This window comes from Planococcus sp. BI3 (assembly GCF_056680115.1).
Genome location: NZ_CM155266.1, coordinates 3,484,791 through 3,506,456 on the forward strand (window position 1 = coordinate 3,484,791; position 21,666 = coordinate 3,506,456).

A 21,666-nucleotide genomic window follows, 5' to 3' on the forward strand; every position below is an offset into this window, starting at 1 on the left:
CAGCTAGAACGCTGCCAGTCTTATTGCTCCGTCCACTCCTGGACGCACCTGCCGCTTGGTGTGGTGGGAATACGCAGCGACCTTGTGGTGTGTGGGGTGGGGAAAAGGAATGAGTGGTTCTAAAAACGCTCGGCGTGATGGTGCACACGCCTTCGCTTGGAGAGAAGAAAAGGTTTACAGTTGCTGGGGTGAGTCACAAATGTTCCCCGATTTGTGGCCGACACAGGGACGTCCTCCCAAGCTGCGATCCTACAAGCAGCTAGAAAGAAAGAGGGTGAAGAGTATTTTTTTGTTGGTTTCTACAAGTCGCTTCGGTCGCTTTGGAGTGGGTTCCCACAATAAGCCAAGCAGCTGGAAGACGCTGCCAGTCTTATTGCTCCGTCCACTCCTGGGACGCGCCTCAGCTGGGTGTTGTTTTTGTAGGCAGCCAACTTCTTTTTTTGTGGATGGTAGATGGTATGGAGCTCTGGAAACGCTAGGCAGCGGTAGTGCACGCGCCTTCGCATGAGTGTTGTGTAGCGGATAACAAGTCCTACATGAAAGTTTCAAGTGGCTAGCTGAGAGTTTCACGCTTCTACCAGGACAAGTGGCCTCGCTATCTCATCTTTTTGCTTCCATACATGAAGCTGCTGGCTTCCTACATGAATTCCGTGGAAATATGCTTACAAATCATGTGTTGAGTGGGGGAATCCATCACTGTGTGTGAGTTAAGGTAGGGGAGAAAGCGCCGCTTCCTATGAAGGGCTGTTTGCCGCGCGAACAGCTTCCATTTAAGGGCTTGAACTTGTTGGAATAGATGGAATTTGTGTAAGGATGTGAAGCGTGCAGGTAAAGGAGCAGCTGGTTCAGGTATAGAGTGGAAAGGTTCATGTAGCCGCTCAAAAAAATCATGTAGAACCACGAAATGTTCATGTAGAACCGTTCAACCCGTCGCTCACGACCACCCACAAACCTAAAACCAAAAGCGATCCGCTTCGCTCCTCCAACATGCCCGCTTTTCGCAAGCGAAAAGCATAAGGACAAATCACTTCTTTTCTCTCTTCAAATGAAGATAACAGAGATATTCACCACCTCACTCTCTATTAATTAGACGACACCTAGAAGAAAGAGCGGAAGGAGGCGAAGGGCAAAGATGTGCTCCTGCATCGCTCCGCTAGCTTCGTCGCAAAGGCATTGGCCGAAGGGAATTCGGTCAATGCCTTGTCCGCCTGGAGCGCATGCTTCACCCTACTAAATTTTTATTTTACTGAACTGTCCTCAACTTCTATAGCCCGCCATCACATTCTCTATCCCTCTTCAACCATTCTCCTATGCCTTTTGGCTCAAACCTTTTAAATATTGTAAAATGTACCAGCTAATGCGTTCCAAAGGGGACGCTTTTTTGGTAAAGTAAAGTGAAGCAGAACGTCAATTGCCTTGAAAGGACATACGCGCATGATATCAGACTTCAGATTCTGGCATTTTTTCTCAAGACAAGGACAACTCATACATAATATACAAAATACTGAAATGCGCAACGTCAATAAACGCATCGCCTGCATCATTGCTATCGGCTTGCTGGTTTTTGCCATCAGTGAAATTTGGGGCATGAACACCGATTCGCTGACGCCGCTTTTAGCAGCCGGCATGTGGGATGCTTATACATTGGCGCGCTGGACGTCGCTTGCGGGAACCCTGCTATGGGCAGGCTTTTATTTGGCTTTCCATCTTTACGGCGCCGCATTTTTATACAGCCGGATTCTCAGAATGCCATGGCGGTCAGCCATCATCATGCAAACTTACGTCACGGCTTTATTGGTCATCGAAAAAGGCTTGATCTTCGTATTATTTGCCTTGACCGGCTTTACGATGTCCGTATCGATGTTCTCGTTCGGACCGATTGCCGCAACATTCCTGGACAATAACTTCCTGATTTATTTCTTTAATCAACTGACGTTATTCACTTCTTTGATCATTGCGGTGCAATACCGATTTATCCGCAGCTTTACAAAAATCAACCCGGCGCTGATTTTATTCGGCTTGATCATGCTCCATATTTTCGTCGCCTTGATTGTGGCATCATTCAGCCTGATTCCGGTGGACGATATGCTGAGCGGTTTCATGGAAGGAGGGAATCCGTTTGAATAGATTCTTTTTTGTGGGCTTATCTGTTGCGGTCATCGCCTTTCTGACGGCCAACACCCTTTTGATGTTCGGAGAAAAGAGCATCCTTTCGAAAAGCGTTTACGTCAGCGACTACGAACAGGCCTATGCGCGTACATACGAGACACATTTATTTAAAGAAGCATTAACGGCACCTCAAGGAACTGTGAAAATTTATGTACAGGACCATGAGGCGCTCCAGCAATGGATGGTGAATGAAGGAGACAGCGTCACTGCAGGATCTGAACTTGCCAGCTTAAATGAAGCGGAAACCGAAGACCAGCGTGCAGTTTGGGAAACGCAGAAAACCGCTTTGGAAGGGCAGCGGACTGAAGTGAAAAGTTCTCTGGCCACGCTTCAGCAGGCAAGAGCGGCTCAAGGCGGACCGGTGTCGCAGGACGCAACCGATAATTCCGAGCTCACCAATGACGACGATGAAACCATCAAATTTGATGTCAATGTTTCGGTCGGTGTAGCAGTTCCACAGGACGGCTCTTACGCCGCCGGAATCGCTCAGGCCGAACAGCAGCTGGCTTCCATTGAGTCGCAATTGGCCGTACTCGAGGCGCAATTATCGCAAAGTCTGTCGACTCCGTCAGTCATCAGCCCCGTGGACGGAACGGTAGCCAAGATCAACCGGGATACAGAACCCTTGAGCATTGAACTTTATTCCAATGAAAAAGTATTCCTCAGCTATGTGCTGGAGGACGAATGGCCGCTGGTTGAAGTGGCGGATTTGGTCAACATTGAAGGGGAAGGCATAGACGGCATTGCGACCGGAACGGTTCAAAGCGTTTCCGAAATGCCGGCTGAAGAATCCAAATGGCTGGATGCCTACCACCAACTAGATCCGAAAGAACAGAACAACCCGCTGGCCTATTATGAAGTGCGGATTATTCCTGATACGCCGGTTGAAAATGCGATGCCTTATGGCAGCAACGTTAATACAGCGATCACTCTGGAAACCGCGGAGGATGCGGTAGCACTCCCGACTGACTGGCTTTTCAACTATGACGGTACGGAAGGGGAAACCCATACCTTGAACATCAACGGACGGCCGAAAACCTTGGCAGTGGCCACCGATTTTGAAGACGGTACGAAAGCTGTCTTGTCTGAAGGCCCAGAAGCCGGAACGGTTATCATCAATGAAGACAAACTGGAAGATTTCGTTTCGCCTCCAAAAGTGTTCATGCCGTTTCCAAGCTACCAGCCTGATTTCGAATATGCTAAAAATACCTATTGGCGGGCTTATGTCGAATACTTGCTGGCCCGTTAACCATTCAACAGCTCAACCCGGAAGCAACAGCTTTCGGGTTTTTGATTGTTCGGATTAATGGGGTTAATCTGCAGGCGGCAATAGTGTACGATAGATTGAGGTAAAGAAAAAGTCTACTCAGCCGGGGTCGGCCCGATGCTGAAAAAGAATAAAAAGATGAATGAACGGAGCGTGCAGACATGGAAGAAACGGATTGGCGGTTTAAAATAGCCCACCGGGAAGCGAAGATCGGCGTCGGTTTGGCGCTGTTCAATTTTGTATGGTGGTTTGGATTTGCGTACGGCATGGGTTCGCGGCCAGTAGAAGAATACAGCTATGTCTTCGGGTTGCCGGATTGGTTTTTCTACAGCTGCGTCGTCGGGTTTTTGCTGATTGCGGTACTGGTCATCGTCATCGTGAAATTCTTCTTTGTTGAAGTGCCATTTGAGGAAGAGGAGGATCTGCAATGAACTACGCTGTATTAGTACCGATGATCGTTTTTTTGCTGATCATCTTTTTTATCGGCTATTGGGCAAGCCGGAAATTGTCGACATCTTCTAATTTTATCAGTGATTATTTCCTGGGCGGCCGTGAACTTGGCGGCTTTGTGCTGGCCATGACGATGGTGGCGACCTACGGCAGTGCGTCCAGTTTTTTGGGCGGCCCTGGAACGGCCTATACGATGGGCTTCGGCTGGGTGCTGCTGGCGATGTCGCAGGTGGTCACCGGCTATTTCGTGCTGATGATCCTCGGCAAGAAATACGCCATCATGGCCCGCCGCTACAAAGCGGTCACCATGATCGATTTCCTGAAATCGCGCTATGACAGTACAGCCGTCGTGCTGCTGTCTGCGCTCAGCATCATCATTTTCCTTTTCTCCGCGATGGCGGCGCAATGGATCGGCGGCGCACGCCTCGTGGAATCACTGACAGGCTTATCGTATAATTCGGCCTTATTTTTATTTGCCGTCAGTGTCCTCGTATACGTCACCATCGGCGGTTTCCGTGCGGTTGCATTGACGGATGCTGTACAGGGGGCCGTCATGTTGGTTGGGACATTGGTCCTACTGATTGCGGTCATCGTCGCGGGTGGAGGCATTCCCAACATCGTCAATGATCTCATCAATGAAAACCCGAACCTGGTCACGCCATATGGAGCTAACGGTGATTTGAGTGCAGCTTACGTATCGTCATTCTGGATCCTGGTCGGTGTCGGCGTCGTCGGCTTGCCGCAAATTGCCGTACGGGCGATGTCCTACAAGAATTCACGTTCGATGCATAGAGCTTTGATTATCGGGACGGTGGTCACTGGATTTATCATGCTCAATATGCATTTGATCGGCGTTTTTGCGCGCCCTATCCTTCCGGGAATCGAAATCGGCGACAAAGTCATTCCGCTGATTGCGCTGGAAACTTTGCCGCCGTGGGTAGCCGGCATTGTGCTGGCCGCTCCGATGGCGGCCATCATGTCGACCGTCGATTCCTTGTTGCTGCTGGTCAGCTCGTCGATCGTCAAAGACGTTTACTTGAATTACATAAAACCCGACGCCACCATTAAAACCATAAAGCGGGTGTCGTTCGGTGTGACCGGCATCCTAGGCGTAATCGTCTTTTTGCTGGCCTTGGATCCGCCTGACCTGCTGATTTTCCTGAACCTCTTCGCCTTCGGTGGCTTGGAAGCGGCCTTTATTTGGCCGATTGTTCTGGGCTTGTATTGGAAATGGGGCAATAAATACGGGGCAATCGCCTCGATGGCAACCGGCATCACCAGCTATATCGGGCTGCATTTCTACAACCTGGAAAACGGCAACCTGTTCGGCGTCCATACCGTGACGCTGCCGGTGCTGTTGTCGCTCGCCGCTTTTATTGTGTTTAGTTTATTGATCGGCAGGAAGGCGTATAATTATAATGTGCGTTGATGGAATAGGGGGGAGGAAGTGGCTTTGGTCGCTTTGGACAAGGCCCATGCCATAAGCTGGAAAAGAATACCCGTCTTATCGCTCCTTCTCGTCCTGAGCCGCACCGGGGCTGGAGAGCTCTCAAAGATATGGAGCAAAACAGCGCAGACGCCCAGGGGAGCAAGCTCAGCGCGAGCCCTTGGCAGTTGGCACCGCGACGTCCTGTCGCGCTACCTGCATGACCCGCATCCTGCGGGCCCGAAAGCAAGCTGTTTTGCGGAATATCGACTAAAAAATATAGTTCATCTTATATAATTCCATTTAGTTGATTACAACAATCCAACCCACAAGTGAATTTTTGGACGTTTACATAAACTGAAAACAGGCGTAAAATAAGTGCTTATATTCGAATAGGCGAAAGAAGGTCTTAGCAATTGACTCAGTGGAAAATTTACGGCATCCTGACAGCAGTGATGATTGTCTGGGGCTTTAACTTAGCCTCTGTTAAATACATGGTGGAATTTGTGGATCCGGTGACGTTGACGGCGTTCCGTATTTTATTGGCGGGATTGTCGGTCATGGGGATTCTCGCAGGCTTTAAAATGCTGCGGTGGCCGGCCAAAAGCGACTGGAAGTTCATCTTTCTCGGGTCCTTGCTCAATGTCGTCGGCCACCATTACTTCCTGTCGAACGGGCTGTCTCTGACTACCGGCTCGAATGCCGGACTGATCCTTGGCACAGGGCCGATGCTGACCGCGGTATTGGTATCGCTGATTATGCGCAACTACCCGTCGAAACTGCAATGGCTCGGCGTAGTGGTCGGTTTTGCAGGAGTGGCGGCTACCGTATTGGTCGGCAACGGTGCTGCGACAGGCTTGAACATCGGCGACGTTTTCGTCTTCATTTCGATTCTGGCGCAGGTGCTGAGCTATATTGTCATCGCCAAAGCAGCGCGCTCCTTGGATCCGCGCTTGCTGACAGGTTATATGTTCGTCGTGGGCGCGGTTGTTTTGTTCGTCATCGCGCTCATTCAGGAGCCGGGTGAAATCCGGGCGTTCGCGCTTGTGCCGACGTCGTTCTGGGTGGCTTTCGGGTTCTCGGCGATGCTCGGAACGGCAGTGGGCCATATGCTTTATAATTATTCGATCGGGCAGGCAGGTCCGACAAAAGCCGCCATCTTCATGAACTTGAACACCTTGTTTTCCTTGGTGGGGGCCAGCGTGATTTTGAATGAAAAGATTAGCGTGGGCCATATTTATGGACTCGTATTGATTGTCATCGGGGTGCTGTTCGGTTCTGGAGCAGCGGAAGATCTTTTGAAAAAACGCAGAAAGCGGCTCTCGAATTGAGCCGTTTTTATGTAGACTAAATCCATAGATGAGGCAATCAACAATAGCATTTGCGTATATTTTTGAGCCCTCTTTTTATTTCTAGGGAAGTTCATTATAATAGAAGAAAGTCAGACATCCAAGAACAATCAGAGGAGTGAAAAGCCGTGGCCACATTATGGGGAACGCCGGAGAAATTACAGGAATTATTGTGTGAACTTGTCAATTGGAAAAGCCTGACATTGACCGATGGAGAGGTGGAGTTTGCTTTTAAGTTGAAAGACAAACTCATGGAGCTTCCCTATTTCCAGGAACATCCGGAGTATATCGGATTGGGTGAAGTGAATTGGGAGCGGCAAAACGTAACGGCTCTCTATAAACATCCGGAAGCGGTCGACACCATTGTTCTGCTCAGCCATTTCGACACGGTGCACACAGGAGAATATGGAGATCTGGAACCTTTGGCGTGCAGTCCCTACAAATTGGCGGAGGCCTTCAAGCTGATCCGCGATGAACTCGACGCGGACACGTTAAGCGACCTCGATTCCGGTGAATACCTCTTCGGACGCGGCACCATGGACATGAAAGCTGGACTTGCCCTACATATGGCCTTGATTGAAAAAGCTTCAATTGAAGAATGGCCGATCAACCTCTTGCTGATGACGGTTCCAGATGAGGAAGTCAACTCAGCAGGCATGCGTTACGGCGTTTCCAAACTGCTTGACCTCGAGCGTGAGCATGGCTTGGAATACCTGTTGTTCCTCAACGGCGAACCTGTTTTTGCAATGAAACCCGGCGACACGAAACATTATCTCTATACGGGATCAATCGGCAAAATCATGCCATCTGCGCTGTTTTACGGCAAAGAAACCCATGTCGGCGAGCCGCTGTCAGGCATCACATCAAGCTATATCGCGACGTATCTGACGCATCGCATGGAATGGAATCCGAGCTTCAAGGAAGTTGTCTATGGTGAAACGACGCCGCTGCCGGTAACTTTGATGCAGCGTGATATGAAATTGTCTTATTCAGCACAGACTCCCTATCGTTCTTCCGCCATGTACAATGTCTTCATGATGGAGCGCAACGCCGAGGAAGTCTTCCAGATTTTCGAAAATGTCGCGAAAGAGGCAGCAGCCCATTGCGAACGCGATTACCATGCCATGTGCGAACGCGAAAATATCCAGCCGGTCGGCAGCATCAACGTCATGCGCTACGAAAAGTTGATGGAATATGCACTCAATAAATTCGGCCATGACTACATCACCGATCTGCTGCGCGACACGCTGATGCACCCGGAATGGGACGTCCGCGAAAAATCCATGCATGTCACAGACATCCTGCTCATCAATTGCCAGGAGCTGACGCCGGCCATGGTGCTGATGTACGCGCCGCCGTATTACCCGCCCGTCAACTCATCGGAAAACGAGCTGGTCAAGCTATGCGTTGAACAAGTAACTGCCAACGCCAAAGAAAAGTTCAGTCTGGACATCGAACAAGTCCATTATTTCAACGGCATCTCTGACCTGAGCTACGTCAACTATACCGACCAAAACGGCGGCTGGATCACCTATGAAAACAACACGCCCGTCTACGGCGATCCCTACAGCATCCCGTTCCAGGCAATGAAACAGCTGACCGCGCCGGTCCTGAACGTCGGCCCTTACGGCAAAGACGCCCATAAACGCACCGAGCGCCTGCACATCAAAAACACATTCGAAGAAATGCCTATCCTATTGGAAGAAATGATCTTGTCAATTCCTGTGAAAAGCCGCCATTGAGGTGGCTTTTTTTTTAGTTTGTGGCTGGGCATCTGGCTGAGCGTGAAGAAGATTCATATAGAAATGTACGATTTTCCTGTAGAAGTATGGAAAATTAACGTAGAACGATAAAAGGTTCATGTAAAAACGATAAAGCATAAGGTAGGAGGGTGCAATTCCTGCTAACAAGGCAGCTGTTCATCTAAGAAGGCGAAAATGTGATGTATAGCGGCCAAAGATTCACATAAGGGCGTAAAAGTATAAGGCAGCGAACAGGATGCTGTAGTTGCTTCCGTTCAAGATCGGTTTTGTGGCTTTTCGCGCGCGAAAAGCGTGTTTGGGGCTGGGCATCTGAGTGTTTTGGTGGAGAGGTTTTGGGGATGTGGAGGATTCGTGTAGAGGTGCGGAATTTGCAGGTAGGATGGGAAATGGTTGATGTAGAGGGATGGAGGTTTCATGTAGGAGGAGGGAGGTGTGAGGTGGCGAACCTTGATTCGTGTAGAAATGTGAAACTTTCAGGTAGGAGTGTGGAGGAGTGAGGTATGGAGATGAAAGGTTCTTATAAAAATCCAAATAGGTGAGATAGAAATCAACAATTCATGTAGAGCGGAAAGAGTGTCATGTAGAAAGCTGAAACTTTCATGTAAGCAACGCGAATCTTTACATAAACATCTTCTCAAATCTCATTTTTGGCAGCTATAAGAGGTTCAAAAATCGGATTTGGATATAAATGGTAATATGCTATTTTATCTGCTAAACTAATGAGAAAAAGGAGAGATTTTATGATCATTAAACATCGGGAAAAGCCGATAAAAATTGCTGGGTACGAAGCTTTATTAAAAAGGCTGCCACCTACTCATCCAAAACGGACGGCTGTGAAAAATAGTCTCAATAATGCTAACGCCGGCTACGGGGGAGAAGAGCGCTTGGATGAAGCATTGGAATTTTTTGACCCGCCTTATCCTCACCGGATCATCCAGGATTTTTCATTGGGAGAGGCGTTTAAAATTCAAGTCGATACTGTGATACTCACTCAGGGCTGTGTATTCTTGCTGGAAATAAAAAACATTGCTGGAAAGCTTCAATTTAAGCAAAATCCGAGTGCGCTCCATTCGATATTGACAAATGGTGAGATTAAAAGTTATAAGAGCCCCATCACGCAAATGAATGAAACCGCTATACGCATGAACAAATTTTTGAAAACCCTCGCTTGTCCACTGCCAGTGGCGACTATTATCGTCATTGCGCATCCTTCCCAAATTGTTGAAGATGCACCGACGGATGCCCTTATTTTAGCTGCGGGCGAAGTCAATTTTCACTTATCGAAAATGAAACTGCCAAAACCGCTTCTTTCTATAGAAGAACTTCATCAGCTTGGGCAAAGTATACTGGCTGTTCATAGGAATTATCAGCCGTTCCCCTTAGCGCCCAAATTTCAAATCGAACCGTCTGAAATCGAACCCGGAGTCTTTTGTCCACGGTGCGTACTTGGAAAGATGCAGCGGAAAACACTTGTATGGGAATGTGAAACGTGCCGGTTTATCAGCCAAGATGCCGATTCTGATGCGTTGGAGGACTGGTTCATGCTTATAAAACCCACAATCAATACAGCTGAATGCCGCGATTTTCTCGGTCTGGAAAAACTCGATGCTGCTAAGCGTTTCTTGGTCCGAAACGGTTGCCATCCCGTGGGTGGGCGGCGATATCGCCAATATATCCGCCAGCCACAGAAAAAATAAACATACTTTTAGCGGGAATACAGTAGGATTCTTGGAGAGTCATGTAGAAAACCGGCCGCGTCACTTAGAAACCCGCAAGCTTCATGTAGAACCCGCAGCCGTTCATGTAGCCGATCAAAAGCTTCGCGTAGGAGTCGTGGAGTCATGAAGAGAAGCGGCCGCGTCACTTAGCAACCCGCAAGCTTCATGTAGAAATCGAACCCGTTCATGTAGCCGACCAAAAGCTTCGCGTAGGAATCGAGGAGTCATGAAGAGAAGCGGGCGCCTCACTTAGCAAGCCGATAGCTTCATGTAGAACCCGCAGCGGTTCATGTAGCCGACCAAAAGCTTCGCGTAGGAATCGTGGAGTCATGAAGAGAAACAGCCGCGTCACTTAGAAACCCGAAAGCTTCATGTAGAACCCGCAGCGGTTCATGTAGCCGATCAAAAGCATCGCGTAGGAATCGTGGAGTCATGTAGAAAACCGGCCGCGTCACTTAGAAACCCGCAAGCTTCATGTAGAACCCGCAGCGGTTCATGTAGCCGACCAAAAGCATCGCGTAGGAATAGAGGAGTCATGAAGAGAAGCGGTCGCGTCACTTAGAAATCCGAAAGCTTCATGTAGAACCCGCAGCGGTTCATGTAGCCGACCAAAAGCTTCGCGTAGGAGTCGAGAAGTCATGTAGAAAACCGGCCGCGCGTCACTTAGAAACCCGCAAGCTTCATGTAGAACCCGCAGCCGTTCATGTAGCCGACCAAAAAAAACACTGCCTCAACCAATTCTTCACAATTCTCCCTTCTCCTCGTGTACAATCAAACTATTACAGTGAATTTCTCAGACAAAGGAGACAATTACATGAATATCGACCAGCAAATACTCGAATACTTCAACCATTTCCACACGCATCCGGAAGTCAGCTGGAAAGAGGTGGAGACCACCAAAAAATTGGCAGCGATCATGACTGAGCTCGGCGTCGACTATCATACATTCCCTGATGTCACCGGGTTGATTGCGGAAATCGGCAATGGACCGGAAGTGGTGGCGATTCGCGCCGATATCGACGCGCTTTGGCAAGAAGTGGACGGCAAGCTGCAGGCCAATCATTCCTGCGGCCACGATGCCAATATGGCGATGGTGCTCGGAGCACTTCTGCATCTGAAGGATGAAACCCTGACCAAACGTGTGCGTTTTATTTTTCAGCCGGCCGAAGAGCTGGGCAATGGCTCGCTGTCAATGATCGAACGGGGAGCCGTCGACGGGGTATCGCATTTATACGGCGTGCATCTGCGCCCAATCGAGGAATTGCCCTTTAGCCAGGTAACGCCTGCGCTCCATCACGGATCCGGCATCTTCCTGAGAGGGAAAATCACCGGCGTGGATGCACACGGAGCCCGTCCGCATCAAGGGAAAAATGCCATCGATGTGATTGCAGCGATCCACCAATTCGTAAAAACGATTTATTTCTCGCCGTTTGAATCGTATTCGGCAAAATTGACGCATATCCAGACAGGCGGAGACAGCCTGAACATCATCCCGGGGAGCGCGAAGTTTTCTATGGATGTCCGTTCGCAGTCGAACGGGCTCATGAAAGAGCTTCAGCAAAAAATCGCGGACGGCTTGGATGCAATCGCCAAGCTGCACGATATCGAGATCGCTTTTGAATGGACCGATTACACGCCTGCGGCAGAAGTGTCGGAAACGGCGATGCAGATTGCAGACACCGCCATTCGGGAAACCTTGGGGGATGACGCGACTGCGCCGCCGGTCCATACAACAGGCGCGGACGATTTTCATTTCTATACCATCAAAAAGCCGGAACTGCATGCAGCCATGATCGGTATTGGAGCGGATCTCACGCCTGGTCTTCACCATCCCGATATGAGTTTCAACCATAAAGCCCTGGCAATTGGTGCACGTGTTTTGGCAAATACGATAAAAGCCACCTAAGAAAGTATTTCCCGGGAAATAACTTAAAATACTAACAACTCTTCTTCGGTCCAAACACATGTTATCATGAATGTGAGCCGATATCCGAGACCCTCTTTTACTAGAGGGTCTCATTTTTATTTCACTTTAATGGGCAGTAAAATTTTCGTTTATCCAAATAAGAAATCAACTGCCTGCAGGTCGGCGGTTACAGGAGCGCTCTTCGCCTATGATTTGGTTTTCCGGAACGGAACTCCCCGCTGAGTGAAGGTTCTCGTTATATCCCGCGGCAAAGAACGTTTCTTTCTAATGGAAACAGGGTATTGTTAATAAGTTTATTAAAAAGGGGAGAATTTAGATGGATGCTTTTTTTGATGCGATCACATGGTTCGTAGATAACGTCAATACTTTGCTCTGGACTTACATATTAATTGCACTTCTCATGGGCCTTGGCCTGTATTTTACAATTCGTACTAAATTTGTCCAGGTTCGCCTGTTCGGCGAAATGTTCCGCGTGATCACGGAGAAAAAGGATGGCGACAGCGGTATATCCGCTTTCCAGGCCTTCACGATTTCAACGGCATCACGAGTAGGAACCGGCAACATCACCGGTGTCGCATTGGCGATTGCCATTGGCGGCCCGGGAGCGGTTTTTTGGATGTGGATGGTGGCCATCATCGGAATGGCGACAGCTTTCATCGAAAGCACCTTGGCGCAAGTCTATAAAGTCCGTGACGGCGACCAATTCCGCGGCGGTCCAGCTTATTACATGGAAAAAGCGCTCGGCAACCGCAAACTTGGGATTGTTTTCGCCATCCTTTTGACATTGGCTTTCGGCTTTATCTTCAACTCTGTCCAGTCAAATACCATTGCGCAATCATTCGAAGATGTCTTTAATATTCCGGATTGGACAATCGGAGTCGCGCTTGTAGTTTTGACGGCTATTGTCATTTTCGGTGGCGTTAAGCGGATTGCCAGCGTCACGCAAGTAGTGGTGCCGGTCATGGCAACGATTTACATATTTGTGGCATTGTTTATTGTCATCATGAATTTCACTGAAATTCCAGCGGTGTTCAGCCTGATCCTGCAAAGCGCTTTCGGTTTAGAGGAAGCGGTCGGCGGCGGTATCGGTGCGGCCATCATGCAGGGGGTCCGCCGAGGATTGTTCTCGAACGAAGCAGGTATGGGTTCTGTGCCGAACGCGGCAGCATCTGCCAACGTTTCGCATCCAGCGAAGCAGGGGCTTGTGCAAAGTTTGGGCGTTTTCTTCGATACCATCGTCATCTGTTCGGCAACTGCCTTCATCATTATCCTGGCAGACCTGTATTCGAACGGCGAACAGGAAGGGATCCTGCTGACACAGGCTTCATTAAACGTACACCTAGGCAGCTGGGCGCCATACTTCCTGGCAATTGCCATCTTGTTCTTTGCTTTCAGTTCAATTATCGGAAACTATTATTATGGTGAAACAAATATCGAATTCATCAATGCCCACAGCGGCTGGCTGACAGCTTACCGGTTCGGCGTATTGGCGATGGTGATGTTCGGTGCAGTGGCACAGGTTCAATTGGTCTGGAACATGGCCGATCTGTTCATGGGCTTCATGGCTGTACTCAATCTGGTAGTCATCGCCTTGCTCGGCAAAATTGCCTTCAAGGTGCTGGACGATTACACAAGCCAGCGCAAAGCCGGAAAAAATCCGGAGTTCTTTGCGAAGAACATCCCTGGCCTGAAAAATACCGAATGCTGGGGCGAAGAAGAAAAACGCTAAGAATAATAAATCCAAAACCCTTTTGCCTACTTGGCAAAAGGGTTTTTTTATTGCTCCAATTGATAACAAAATCCACAGATATCCATTTGTATTCAATTAACGAAAGAGCAAAAGGACTAACAGCTCAGAAAGCTGTTAGTCCTTTCGTGTTGGAAAAGGATAAACATTAGTATTCCTTTTTTTCCTAAATATAAACATTCAAATAGGTAATGTTACATATTTGTAACGTAACTGTAACATTAAATGGGAGTTTTTACTGATACAATCAAAAATATACTAAAGATGGAAAAAGCGGTTGATGCCTGATCAGCATTCCGAAATAAAATTGAAGAGGTGCCAAGTGAAGAAACGTCTAATGCTCATGATAATTGCAGTTTTATTAGTATCAGCCAATCCATTCAATGCCACCGAAGCCAGTGCAGCGACACCAAACGAATTAACCTCATATGCAGAGAAGTTTAAAGGAACACCTTATAAATTTGGGGGGACAACGCCATCCGGCTTTGATTGCTCAGGATATTTGCGTTATGTCTTCAACAATTTCGATATTTCACTTCCGCGAACTGCTGCAGAGCAGTACAAAATAGGAACAGGCGTCAGCAAAGGCAATCTTAAAGAAGGCGATATGGTTTTCTTTTCAGGTACATATAAAGCAGGGATTTCACACGCCGGCATCTACGTCGGCAACGGCAATTTCATTTCTGCCACGAGCAGCGGTGTTACGGTTGCCAACTTGAACACCAATTCTTATTGGGCTCCTAAGTACACGGGCGCCCGCCGTTTGAGCGAAATCAAAAACGTAGCAACACCTGTAGTAAAGCCGACTCTACCGCTTGGGCAGTACCATGATGTGCCAAAAGGTTTTTGGGCAGTTAATGAAATCAAAGTCCTGACTACAAAAGGCATCCTCACAGGAAACGGCAGCGGCATCTTCAAGCCGAACGATAATGTGTCAAGAGCAGAAGCAGCGACAATCATCGCCAGAGCATTGAAGTTGGCACCGGTTAAAAGTTCAGCCTTTAAAGATGTACCCGCCTCGCATTGGGCAGCCGGCAATATCAACGCTGTCATGAAAGCAGGAATCGTCAATGGGCGATCAGCTGGCTACTTTGCGCCAAATGAATATATTACGCGCGGAGAAATCAGCAAATTGCTGACGGAGGCATTTGGATTGGTGAACTCAGCTTCAGCTTCATCCACTTCTTTCACGGATATCAAAGGCCATTGGGCCGAAAATTCCATCGTTACATTGGCAGCTAATAAAGTGGCGACTGGCCATAACGATGGATCGTTCCAGCCGAACGCTAATGCCAAGCGATCAGAATACACAGCATTTGTTTATCGTGCGATTGAAAACAACTAAGAACTCCCTATAGGAGAACGTCCAGGCTGCAGGCCCACTCGATATTGTCGAGCGGACCTGCATTTTTTTGTGTGGAAAATTGGGTATGCGTGTGAGGATGAGCGAAGCGGCATATAAAGACGTCGATTGTTGAGGTAAAGGCGTCCGCCGTTCATGTAGCGGCCGGGAAGCTTCATGTAGCAGGCGGCGGGGTTGAGGTAAGCGAGCGGCGTTTCGGTAGAAAGCGAAACTGTTCAGGTAGAAGCGGCCGCCGTTCATGTAGCGGCCCGGAAGCTTCATGTAGCAAGTGGCGGGTTGGAGGTAAGCGTTCGGCGTTCCGGTAGAAAGTGAGGCTGTTCATGTAAAGGCGGCTGCCGTTCATGTAGCGGCCTCGAAGATTCATGTAGCCAGCGGCGGGTTGAAGGTAAACGAGCGGCGTTTCGGTAGAAAGTGAGGCTGTTCATGTAAAGGCGTCCGCCGTTCATGTAGCGGCCCGGAAGCTTCATGTAGCAGGCGGGTTGGAGGTAAGCGAGCGCCGTTCCGGTAGAAAGCCAGACTGTTCATATAGAAGCGACCGCCATTCATGTAGCGGCCCGGAAGCTTCATGTAGCAAGTGGCGGGTTGGAGGTAAGCGAGCGCCGTTCCGGTAGAAAGTGAGGCTGTTCAGGTAAAGGCGTCCGCCGTTCATGTAGCCACCCCGAAGATTCATGTAGCCAGCGGCGGGTTGGAGGTAAGCGTTCGGCGTTTCGGTAGAAAGTGAGGCTGTTCAGGTAAAGACGGCCACCGTTCATTTAGCGGCCCGGAAGATTCATATAGCCGCCGGCAACTTGGAGGTAAGCATCAAAAAAGCTATAGCTGCAAAGGAATTCTACTCAAAAAATCATCAAAATCAAAAAAAGCCAAACCGGCAAACCGGTTTGGCTTCATTATTTTACAACTTCATCATTTTAGCGCGTTGCTCATAAATTCAGCGTTTTCTGCGCGGGTGATGGGTTTTGTTGGGCGGAATGTTTTGTCATTGTAGCCCGTGACCACGTTGCTGGAGTAGGCTGCCTGGATGGCGTCGTAATAATACATGGATTTTGGAACATCTGAGAAGCTGGTTTGCTGGGTGCCGGCCAGTTTAAATGCAGCTTGCATCATGAGTGCCATATCTCCGCGTTTGATGGGATCATTGGGCTGGAACTTATTGTCGCCCACACCTTTGATATAACCAAGTTCATAGGCGCTGTTGATATAGCCAGCTGCAAACGAATCTTTTGGGACGTCGCTGAAGCGATAGTTTTTATTTGCCTTATCGAGCTTTAATGCACGGCCAAGCATCGTTACAGCCTCAGCTCGTGTGATGGTGGCCGCTGGGCGGTATGTGCCATCCGGGAAGCCGGTGATGATGCCGCGGTCAAAGATATTTTTGATTGGGACTGAGTACCACACGTCATTCTTCAGATCCGGGAACAGCGCGGCTTTGGTCTGCAGAGATTGGACGAGGCCGTTCCCGTACGTATTGTCGCGGCCTTTTGTGCCCAGGTCTATTGCAGAACGTTTAACGGTTTCCCGCAATTGATTGTTCGAAAGATGCGGATAGGCTTCCATATATTGAGCGAATGTGCCGGCGACAAAAGGAGAGGCAACGGACGTCCCTTCCAAGATGGCATAATCGTCCTGAGTAGTGGTTTTGGAATTGGCGAAACTGCTTAAGATGTTTTCTCCAGGTGCCACCAGTTCTTGGGATGCTCCGTAATTCGAGAAATAAGACAGTTTATTGAGTTTGGAAACCGATCCGACTGCAATGACGGAAGGGAAGCGTGCTGGGAACAGGACATCCTTGTAGACGGGATTTTCCCGTTCGTTTCCGGAAGCGGCCACGATGAGGATGCCCGCATCATATGCTTTTTTCGTAATGTCGAGCAAGGTTTGGTTATTGTTGATGGTGGTCAGGCTCATGTTGATGATGTCCACTTTCTGATCGATGGCCCATTGGATGCCTGAAACGACCCCTTCAAGCGTACCGATGCCGTCGGCTGACAGGACTTTGACTGAGTAGAGCTGAGCGTCCGGCGCAACGCCGACTGTACCGATTGAATTATTCAAAGATCCGATGACCCCCGCGACATGGGTGCCATGGCCATTGGCGTCTGTGTCGTGGCGTGAATCTTTAACTTTGGAGATGCCGCCAGCTACTTTCAGATCAGGGTGTTTGGCGTTGATGCCGGTATCGATGATGGCGATTTTCACGCCTTTGCCAGTATAGCCAAGGCTTGAAGCAGTGTTTGCTTTGATTGTCCGGTAGCCCCAGGTCGTGGTCTGGGCTGCGGCTCGGACTTCCGAATTCTCTTCTATGTATTCAATGGAAGATTCGCTGCTGGCAGACTGGATTACGCCTTCTTCAGGCAAGGTGACAGATACTGCAGAAATGGCATCGAATTCTTCGTGGATTTCAGCGCCCATTTCTTTGAGCAGTCCATAATCGATTTCTTCTTTAAACGAGATGATCACACGCTCTGATTCGCTCTGGTTATCAGCTGCATGAGCTGCATGGACAGGCAATCCGCTGAGAAGTATTGCGGAAATTACCAAATAGCTTATTTTTTTCAATAGAATCCCTCCTCTGTACATTGCATCTTCCTGTAGTATACAACAAAAAAACGGACTTTTAAGTCCGTTTCAGAAAATTAATTTTTTGCTTTCCAGTTGTAATAATCTACGATTCCATCAGCGATTGCTGTAGCGGCGCGATCTTTATAAGTTCCGGATGCTAATTTGGCGGCATCGTACTGATTGGTGACAAATCCTAGTTCCACTAGAGCAGCTGGAAGCGGGTTGGTGCGGATAACCTGGAAACCGTAGTTTTTAACGCCGCGGTTCGGATGGGCCATCGCTTTGTACAGGCGGTTCTGGATAAATGTAGCCAACTGCTTGCTGTCGTTGCCGATCGAAGCAGAATAGAAAGTTTCAGAACCGCTTGCTGAAGTAGCAGTTGCTGCGTTTGTGTGGATGCTGACAAATGCGTTAGAACCACTAGCGACTCCTTTATCAACGCGGGCGTCCAAAGTGTGGAACACATCTGTTGTACGCGTCATATAAACTTTGATGCCTTTAGCTTTCAGTTTTGATTCGACACGTTTTGAAACATCAAGATTGATGTCTTTTTCACGCAATCCATTGGCTACTGCGCCAGGATCGCTGCCGCCGTGCCCAGGATCAAGGGTGATGAACCGGTTGTTGGCGACGACAGGGACTGCTTTGCCCAAGTAAGCGGTATGAACATAGCCAGTCAGGGTGCCGCTCTTGCCGTAAGCCCATGATCCGTTATAGCCATAGACACGGAATGGTGCACCGGTGTTCAGTTTGCCGATGGCTGTAGAACTGGCGCTTGCTGACTTACGGACATTCAAGTTGTCGACGGTCACGTTTAAGTCGGCGAACGCTACATTTTGATAAGTGACTCTAAAATCGGAGTTGAGTGCACGGGCAAGGAAGATGGCGAACTCCCCACGGATGAGCTTGCTGTTTGGTGTATAAGTGCCTTTTCCAGTGCCATTCGAAACGCCTGCAGTGGCAATTTTATTGACTGCTGTGTAAAGGCTGGTTGAACTTGAATTGGTCGTGATGTCTTTAAAGAAAACATGGCCTGTCTTCGTGTAATTGAATGCGCGGCTTAATAGGTAGGCCATTTCTCCGCGTGTCATTGTATCCCGAGGACGGAAAGTGCCATCTGAATCTCCAGTAATGATTCCTTTTTCAACTGCAGATTGTATGTAGCCTGAACTGTACCAATCTGGTCTGACATCCGCAAACTTTGTTTTGCGGGGCGTGCCATTCAAATTCAATGCACGGCCGATCAATGTAGCAGCTTGTTCACGGGTGACAGCTTGATCTGGGCCGAACGATGTTTTTGAGATTCCATTTATAAGTCCCTTATTCAGTAAGTAAAGAATTTCCTTGTCTGTTGACGAAACATCTTTAAAAGGGTTTGTCGAAGCGGATGCGGCATTTATACCTAGACTCGAAATCACTAAAACAAAGGCGACTAGAAACAGTGTAATTTTTGATAAAAGATTATTCATTTAATTTTCATTTCCTCCTATGTTTGTTGTTTCTCTTTGTTAGTTATATTAGCAGATAGTTATTGAAAATAATGGGTTTTTTTAATAAATAAGAAAATAGTATGGTTTAAAAGTTATATTTTTAAAATATGTATTTATGACCAATACAAAATGCCTATATAAATAGAAAAAATTATCTAATATTCTGAATTTTTTTCGAATGAAACGGAAATAATAAAAATCTAACTTTTTCTCTGAAGAACAACTAGTGGTATAATTGAACCTGTTATAAATTTTTCCATTCATTTAATTGGATAAATATAGATATTTAGCATTATAGTTAGCCTGGTTCAAATGCTATAAAGTAGGGGGTAGATTTGTAAGTGCAGTTTGATTTATTAATGAATAGTAAATTATTGCCTTAATTATAAAAGGGGGACTAGTAGTAATGAGGAAATTTTTGATTGGTTTTATCGCGATTCTTGTCGTACTTTCGGCCCTGTCACCACAGACTGCAAAAGCAGCGGATGATTTGGCAGGCCATGCTTATGAAGCTGAAATGAGGAAATTAATGGAACTGGGGATCATCAACGGATATGATGACGGAACGATCCGCCCCAATAAAGAAGTGACACGTGCAGAATTCGCCAAAATGGTCGTTCAATCGTTCGAACTCGGAACGCCAGTGGACAGCGCTTCGGTTGAAAATGCCGGATTCAGCGCGGCGGCAACTGCAGCCACTTTGAATTTTAAGGATGTTCTTCCCGGCGAGTGGTATTACAATCCGATAGCTGCGGCTGTGGATGCTGGAATCATCAAAGGTTATCCCAACAACATATTCAAACCGAATGAGTTGATCAACCGGGAACAAATGGCGACTATGGTGTCGCGTGCCTTAAAAGCAAAAGGCATCATCATAAACGTTTCAGAGACAAAAGCTTTGAGTTTTACAGATTCTTCTACTATTAGAGACGACCACAAAGACGACGTCCGAATCCTTTCCCATCTGGGCATCCTTAATGGCAATGAAGACAATACCTTCAAGCCGCAGGACAATTCAAAAAGATGGATGGTGGCTTTGGTCATGCTGAGAGCAAGAGATGAAGTATTCCCGCCCCAAAATCTGGAATTCCAGGCATCAGCAGTTGCTGCAGATAAGACGACTGTTGTGAAGCATTTCGATACATTCGCCCAGGCAAAGGAATACGTTCAAAAGAACGCAAAAGTTCAGGCAGTCGAACGCAGCAACCAAATCCTTTGGATGAAGCAGGGAATTGCCACAACAAATGCATATACGGAAATTTATCCATCTGAAAGCCTGAAAGCGGGCAGTGGAACTTTCCGTCCTTATGTACCAGCCAACACAGAATTGAAATTTTTGGACGCTACAGCGACAACTGTCAAAGTGGAACTGGCCGGAAAAGTCGGCTATGTCAGTTCGAAAGTGGTCCGGCTCATTCCGGAACCGATGAAAAAAGGACAGTCTTATTATGAAGCGTCCGGCCTGAACATGGTCCATAAAATCTTCAACCATGCGACCGGCAACTACGCATCAGCCGGCATCATCGGCAAGGCGCCCAAAGAATTTGTCAGCGGCATGAAATATTACAGCTGGGACGGGGCAACATTCACGAACGCATCAGGTGCCAAAGTAGTTGAAAGCCACCAGTATTTCAATATGCTGCCGTTGCAGTCGACAACCAGCTACACAGCTGCAGAACTCGATAAATACCTGAAGGACAAGTTCCCGTACTATAACCAGACACTCAATGGCAAAAAATGGACAGCCAGTCCGCTTGTCGGCACCGGCAAGTTCTTTAAAGAAATGGAAAAGACCCATAAGATCAATGCGCTTTACCTGATGTCCCATGCAATCCATGAAAGCGGTTGGGGAATCAGTAAGATTGCTCAGGACAAATACAATCTCTTTGGCTACGGAGCGGTGGACGGTGATGCTTATAACCGTGCCTATTCCTACGCTACATTCAGAGAGTCGATCGAAGACGCGGCATTGCGCATCAACAAAGGCTACCAAACGCCGCTTGGCAGCTACTACAACGGATCGATCCTTGGCAATAAAGGCATCGGCATGAACGTCCGCTATGCATCTGATGCATTCTGGGGAGAGAAGATTGCGGGACATATGTACCGCGCCGATGCTCACCTTGGAAACAAAGATTTGAACAAGCACGAACTTGGCTACACGACGACCGAGCCACTGAACTTCAGAAAAGATGCAAGCACAAACTTTGCTTCCATCTACTCACTGAAAACAGCAGCGGTGCCGGTCATCATCAATAACGAAACAAAAGCATCTAGTGGAGCGCTTTGGTATGAAGTGGCCTCGGAAGATAAAGCCTATACGAAGGCTTATGTGCACGGCGCCTATATCAAAATGCTGCCGCTTGCGCAGTAATAATCTTTACACAATCTTAATGGAGGAACCCTGTGTTCAAGCGGTCATAGCTTGAACACAGGGT

General features: G+C 48.1%; 13 protein-coding genes. 11 read left to right on the forward strand and 2 right to left on the reverse strand.

Translation table 11 applies throughout. The annotated features are described in order from the left end of the window. The first annotated feature begins 1,434 nt into the window (after positions 1-1,434). The 10 genes from AC1MEO_RS17450 (at position 1,435) to AC1MEO_RS17495 (ending at position 15,161) form a co-directional block, all read left to right on the forward strand. The gene (locus AC1MEO_RS17450; protein ID WP_480332843.1) at positions 1,435-2,127 is read left to right on the forward strand and encodes a hypothetical protein; all 693 of its coding nucleotides are present in this window, start codon (positions 1,435-1,437) and stop codon (positions 2,125-2,127) included. Continuing rightward, positions 2,120-3,418, forward strand: a complete 1,299-nt coding sequence (locus AC1MEO_RS17455) for an efflux RND transporter periplasmic adaptor subunit (protein ID WP_480332845.1) — start codon at positions 2,120-2,122, stop codon at positions 3,416-3,418. The genes AC1MEO_RS17450 and AC1MEO_RS17455 overlap by 8 nt, the downstream gene beginning before the upstream one ends. Positions 3,419-3,597: 179 nt before the next feature. After that, positions 3,598-3,867 (forward strand): YhdT family protein, encoded by a 270-nt coding sequence (locus AC1MEO_RS17460; RefSeq protein ID WP_480332847.1) that lies wholly within the window; start codon positions 3,598-3,600, stop codon positions 3,865-3,867. Next, positions 3,864-5,315 (forward strand): sodium/pantothenate symporter, encoded by a 1,452-nt coding sequence (gene panF, locus AC1MEO_RS17465; RefSeq protein ID WP_480332849.1) that lies wholly within the window; start codon positions 3,864-3,866, stop codon positions 5,313-5,315. Before AC1MEO_RS17460 ends, panF begins: the two co-directional genes overlap by 4 nt. Positions 5,316-5,728: 413 nt before the next feature. Further along, on the forward strand, positions 5,729-6,643 hold the full coding sequence (locus AC1MEO_RS17470) for a DMT family transporter (RefSeq protein ID WP_480332851.1): 915 nt from the start codon (positions 5,729-5,731) through the stop codon (positions 6,641-6,643). A gap of 146 nt (positions 6,644-6,789) precedes the next feature. Beyond that, entirely contained in the window at positions 6,790-8,403 is a 1,614-nt protein-coding gene (locus tag AC1MEO_RS17475) for a M20/M25/M40 family metallo-hydrolase (protein ID WP_480332853.1), read from the forward strand. Positions 8,404-9,164: 761 nt separating this feature from the next. After that, complete coding sequence (locus AC1MEO_RS17480) at positions 9,165-10,121, forward strand: nuclease-related domain-containing protein (RefSeq protein WP_480332855.1); 957 nt, start codon at positions 9,165-9,167, stop codon at positions 10,119-10,121. A gap of 835 nt (positions 10,122-10,956) precedes the next feature. Next, positions 10,957-12,048 (forward strand): amidohydrolase, encoded by a 1,092-nt coding sequence (locus AC1MEO_RS17485; protein ID WP_480332857.1) that lies wholly within the window; start codon positions 10,957-10,959, stop codon positions 12,046-12,048. A 337-nt stretch (positions 12,049-12,385) separates the two neighbouring features. Next, positions 12,386-13,798: an alanine/glycine:cation symporter family protein gene (locus tag AC1MEO_RS17490; protein WP_480332859.1), complete on the forward strand. Its 1,413-nt coding sequence runs from the start codon at positions 12,386-12,388 to the stop codon at positions 13,796-13,798. Between the two features lie 340 nt (positions 13,799-14,138). After that, complete coding sequence (locus AC1MEO_RS17495) at positions 14,139-15,161, forward strand: C40 family peptidase (RefSeq protein WP_480332861.1); 1,023 nt, start codon at positions 14,139-14,141, stop codon at positions 15,159-15,161. A gap of 921 nt (positions 15,162-16,082) precedes the next feature. On the opposite strand, the gene AC1MEO_RS17500 is transcribed toward AC1MEO_RS17495, so the two are convergent. Together AC1MEO_RS17500 and AC1MEO_RS17505 are read right to left on the reverse strand one after the other, a co-directional pair. Then, positions 16,083-17,735 (reverse strand): S8 family peptidase, encoded by a 1,653-nt coding sequence (locus AC1MEO_RS17500; protein ID WP_480332863.1) that lies wholly within the window; start codon positions 17,733-17,735, stop codon positions 16,083-16,085. A gap of 77 nt (positions 17,736-17,812) precedes the next feature. Then, positions 17,813-19,207, reverse strand: a complete 1,395-nt coding sequence (locus AC1MEO_RS17505; RefSeq protein WP_480332865.1) for an N-acetylmuramoyl-L-alanine amidase — start codon at positions 19,205-19,207, stop codon at positions 17,813-17,815. Between the two features lie 427 nt (positions 19,208-19,634). Here AC1MEO_RS17505 and AC1MEO_RS17510 point away from each other — a divergent pair, with 427 nt between their 5' ends. Beyond that, positions 19,635-21,602: an S-layer homology domain-containing protein gene (locus AC1MEO_RS17510; RefSeq protein WP_480332867.1), complete on the forward strand. Its 1,968-nt coding sequence runs from the start codon at positions 19,635-19,637 to the stop codon at positions 21,600-21,602. The last annotated feature ends 64 nt before the right edge of the window (positions 21,603-21,666 follow it).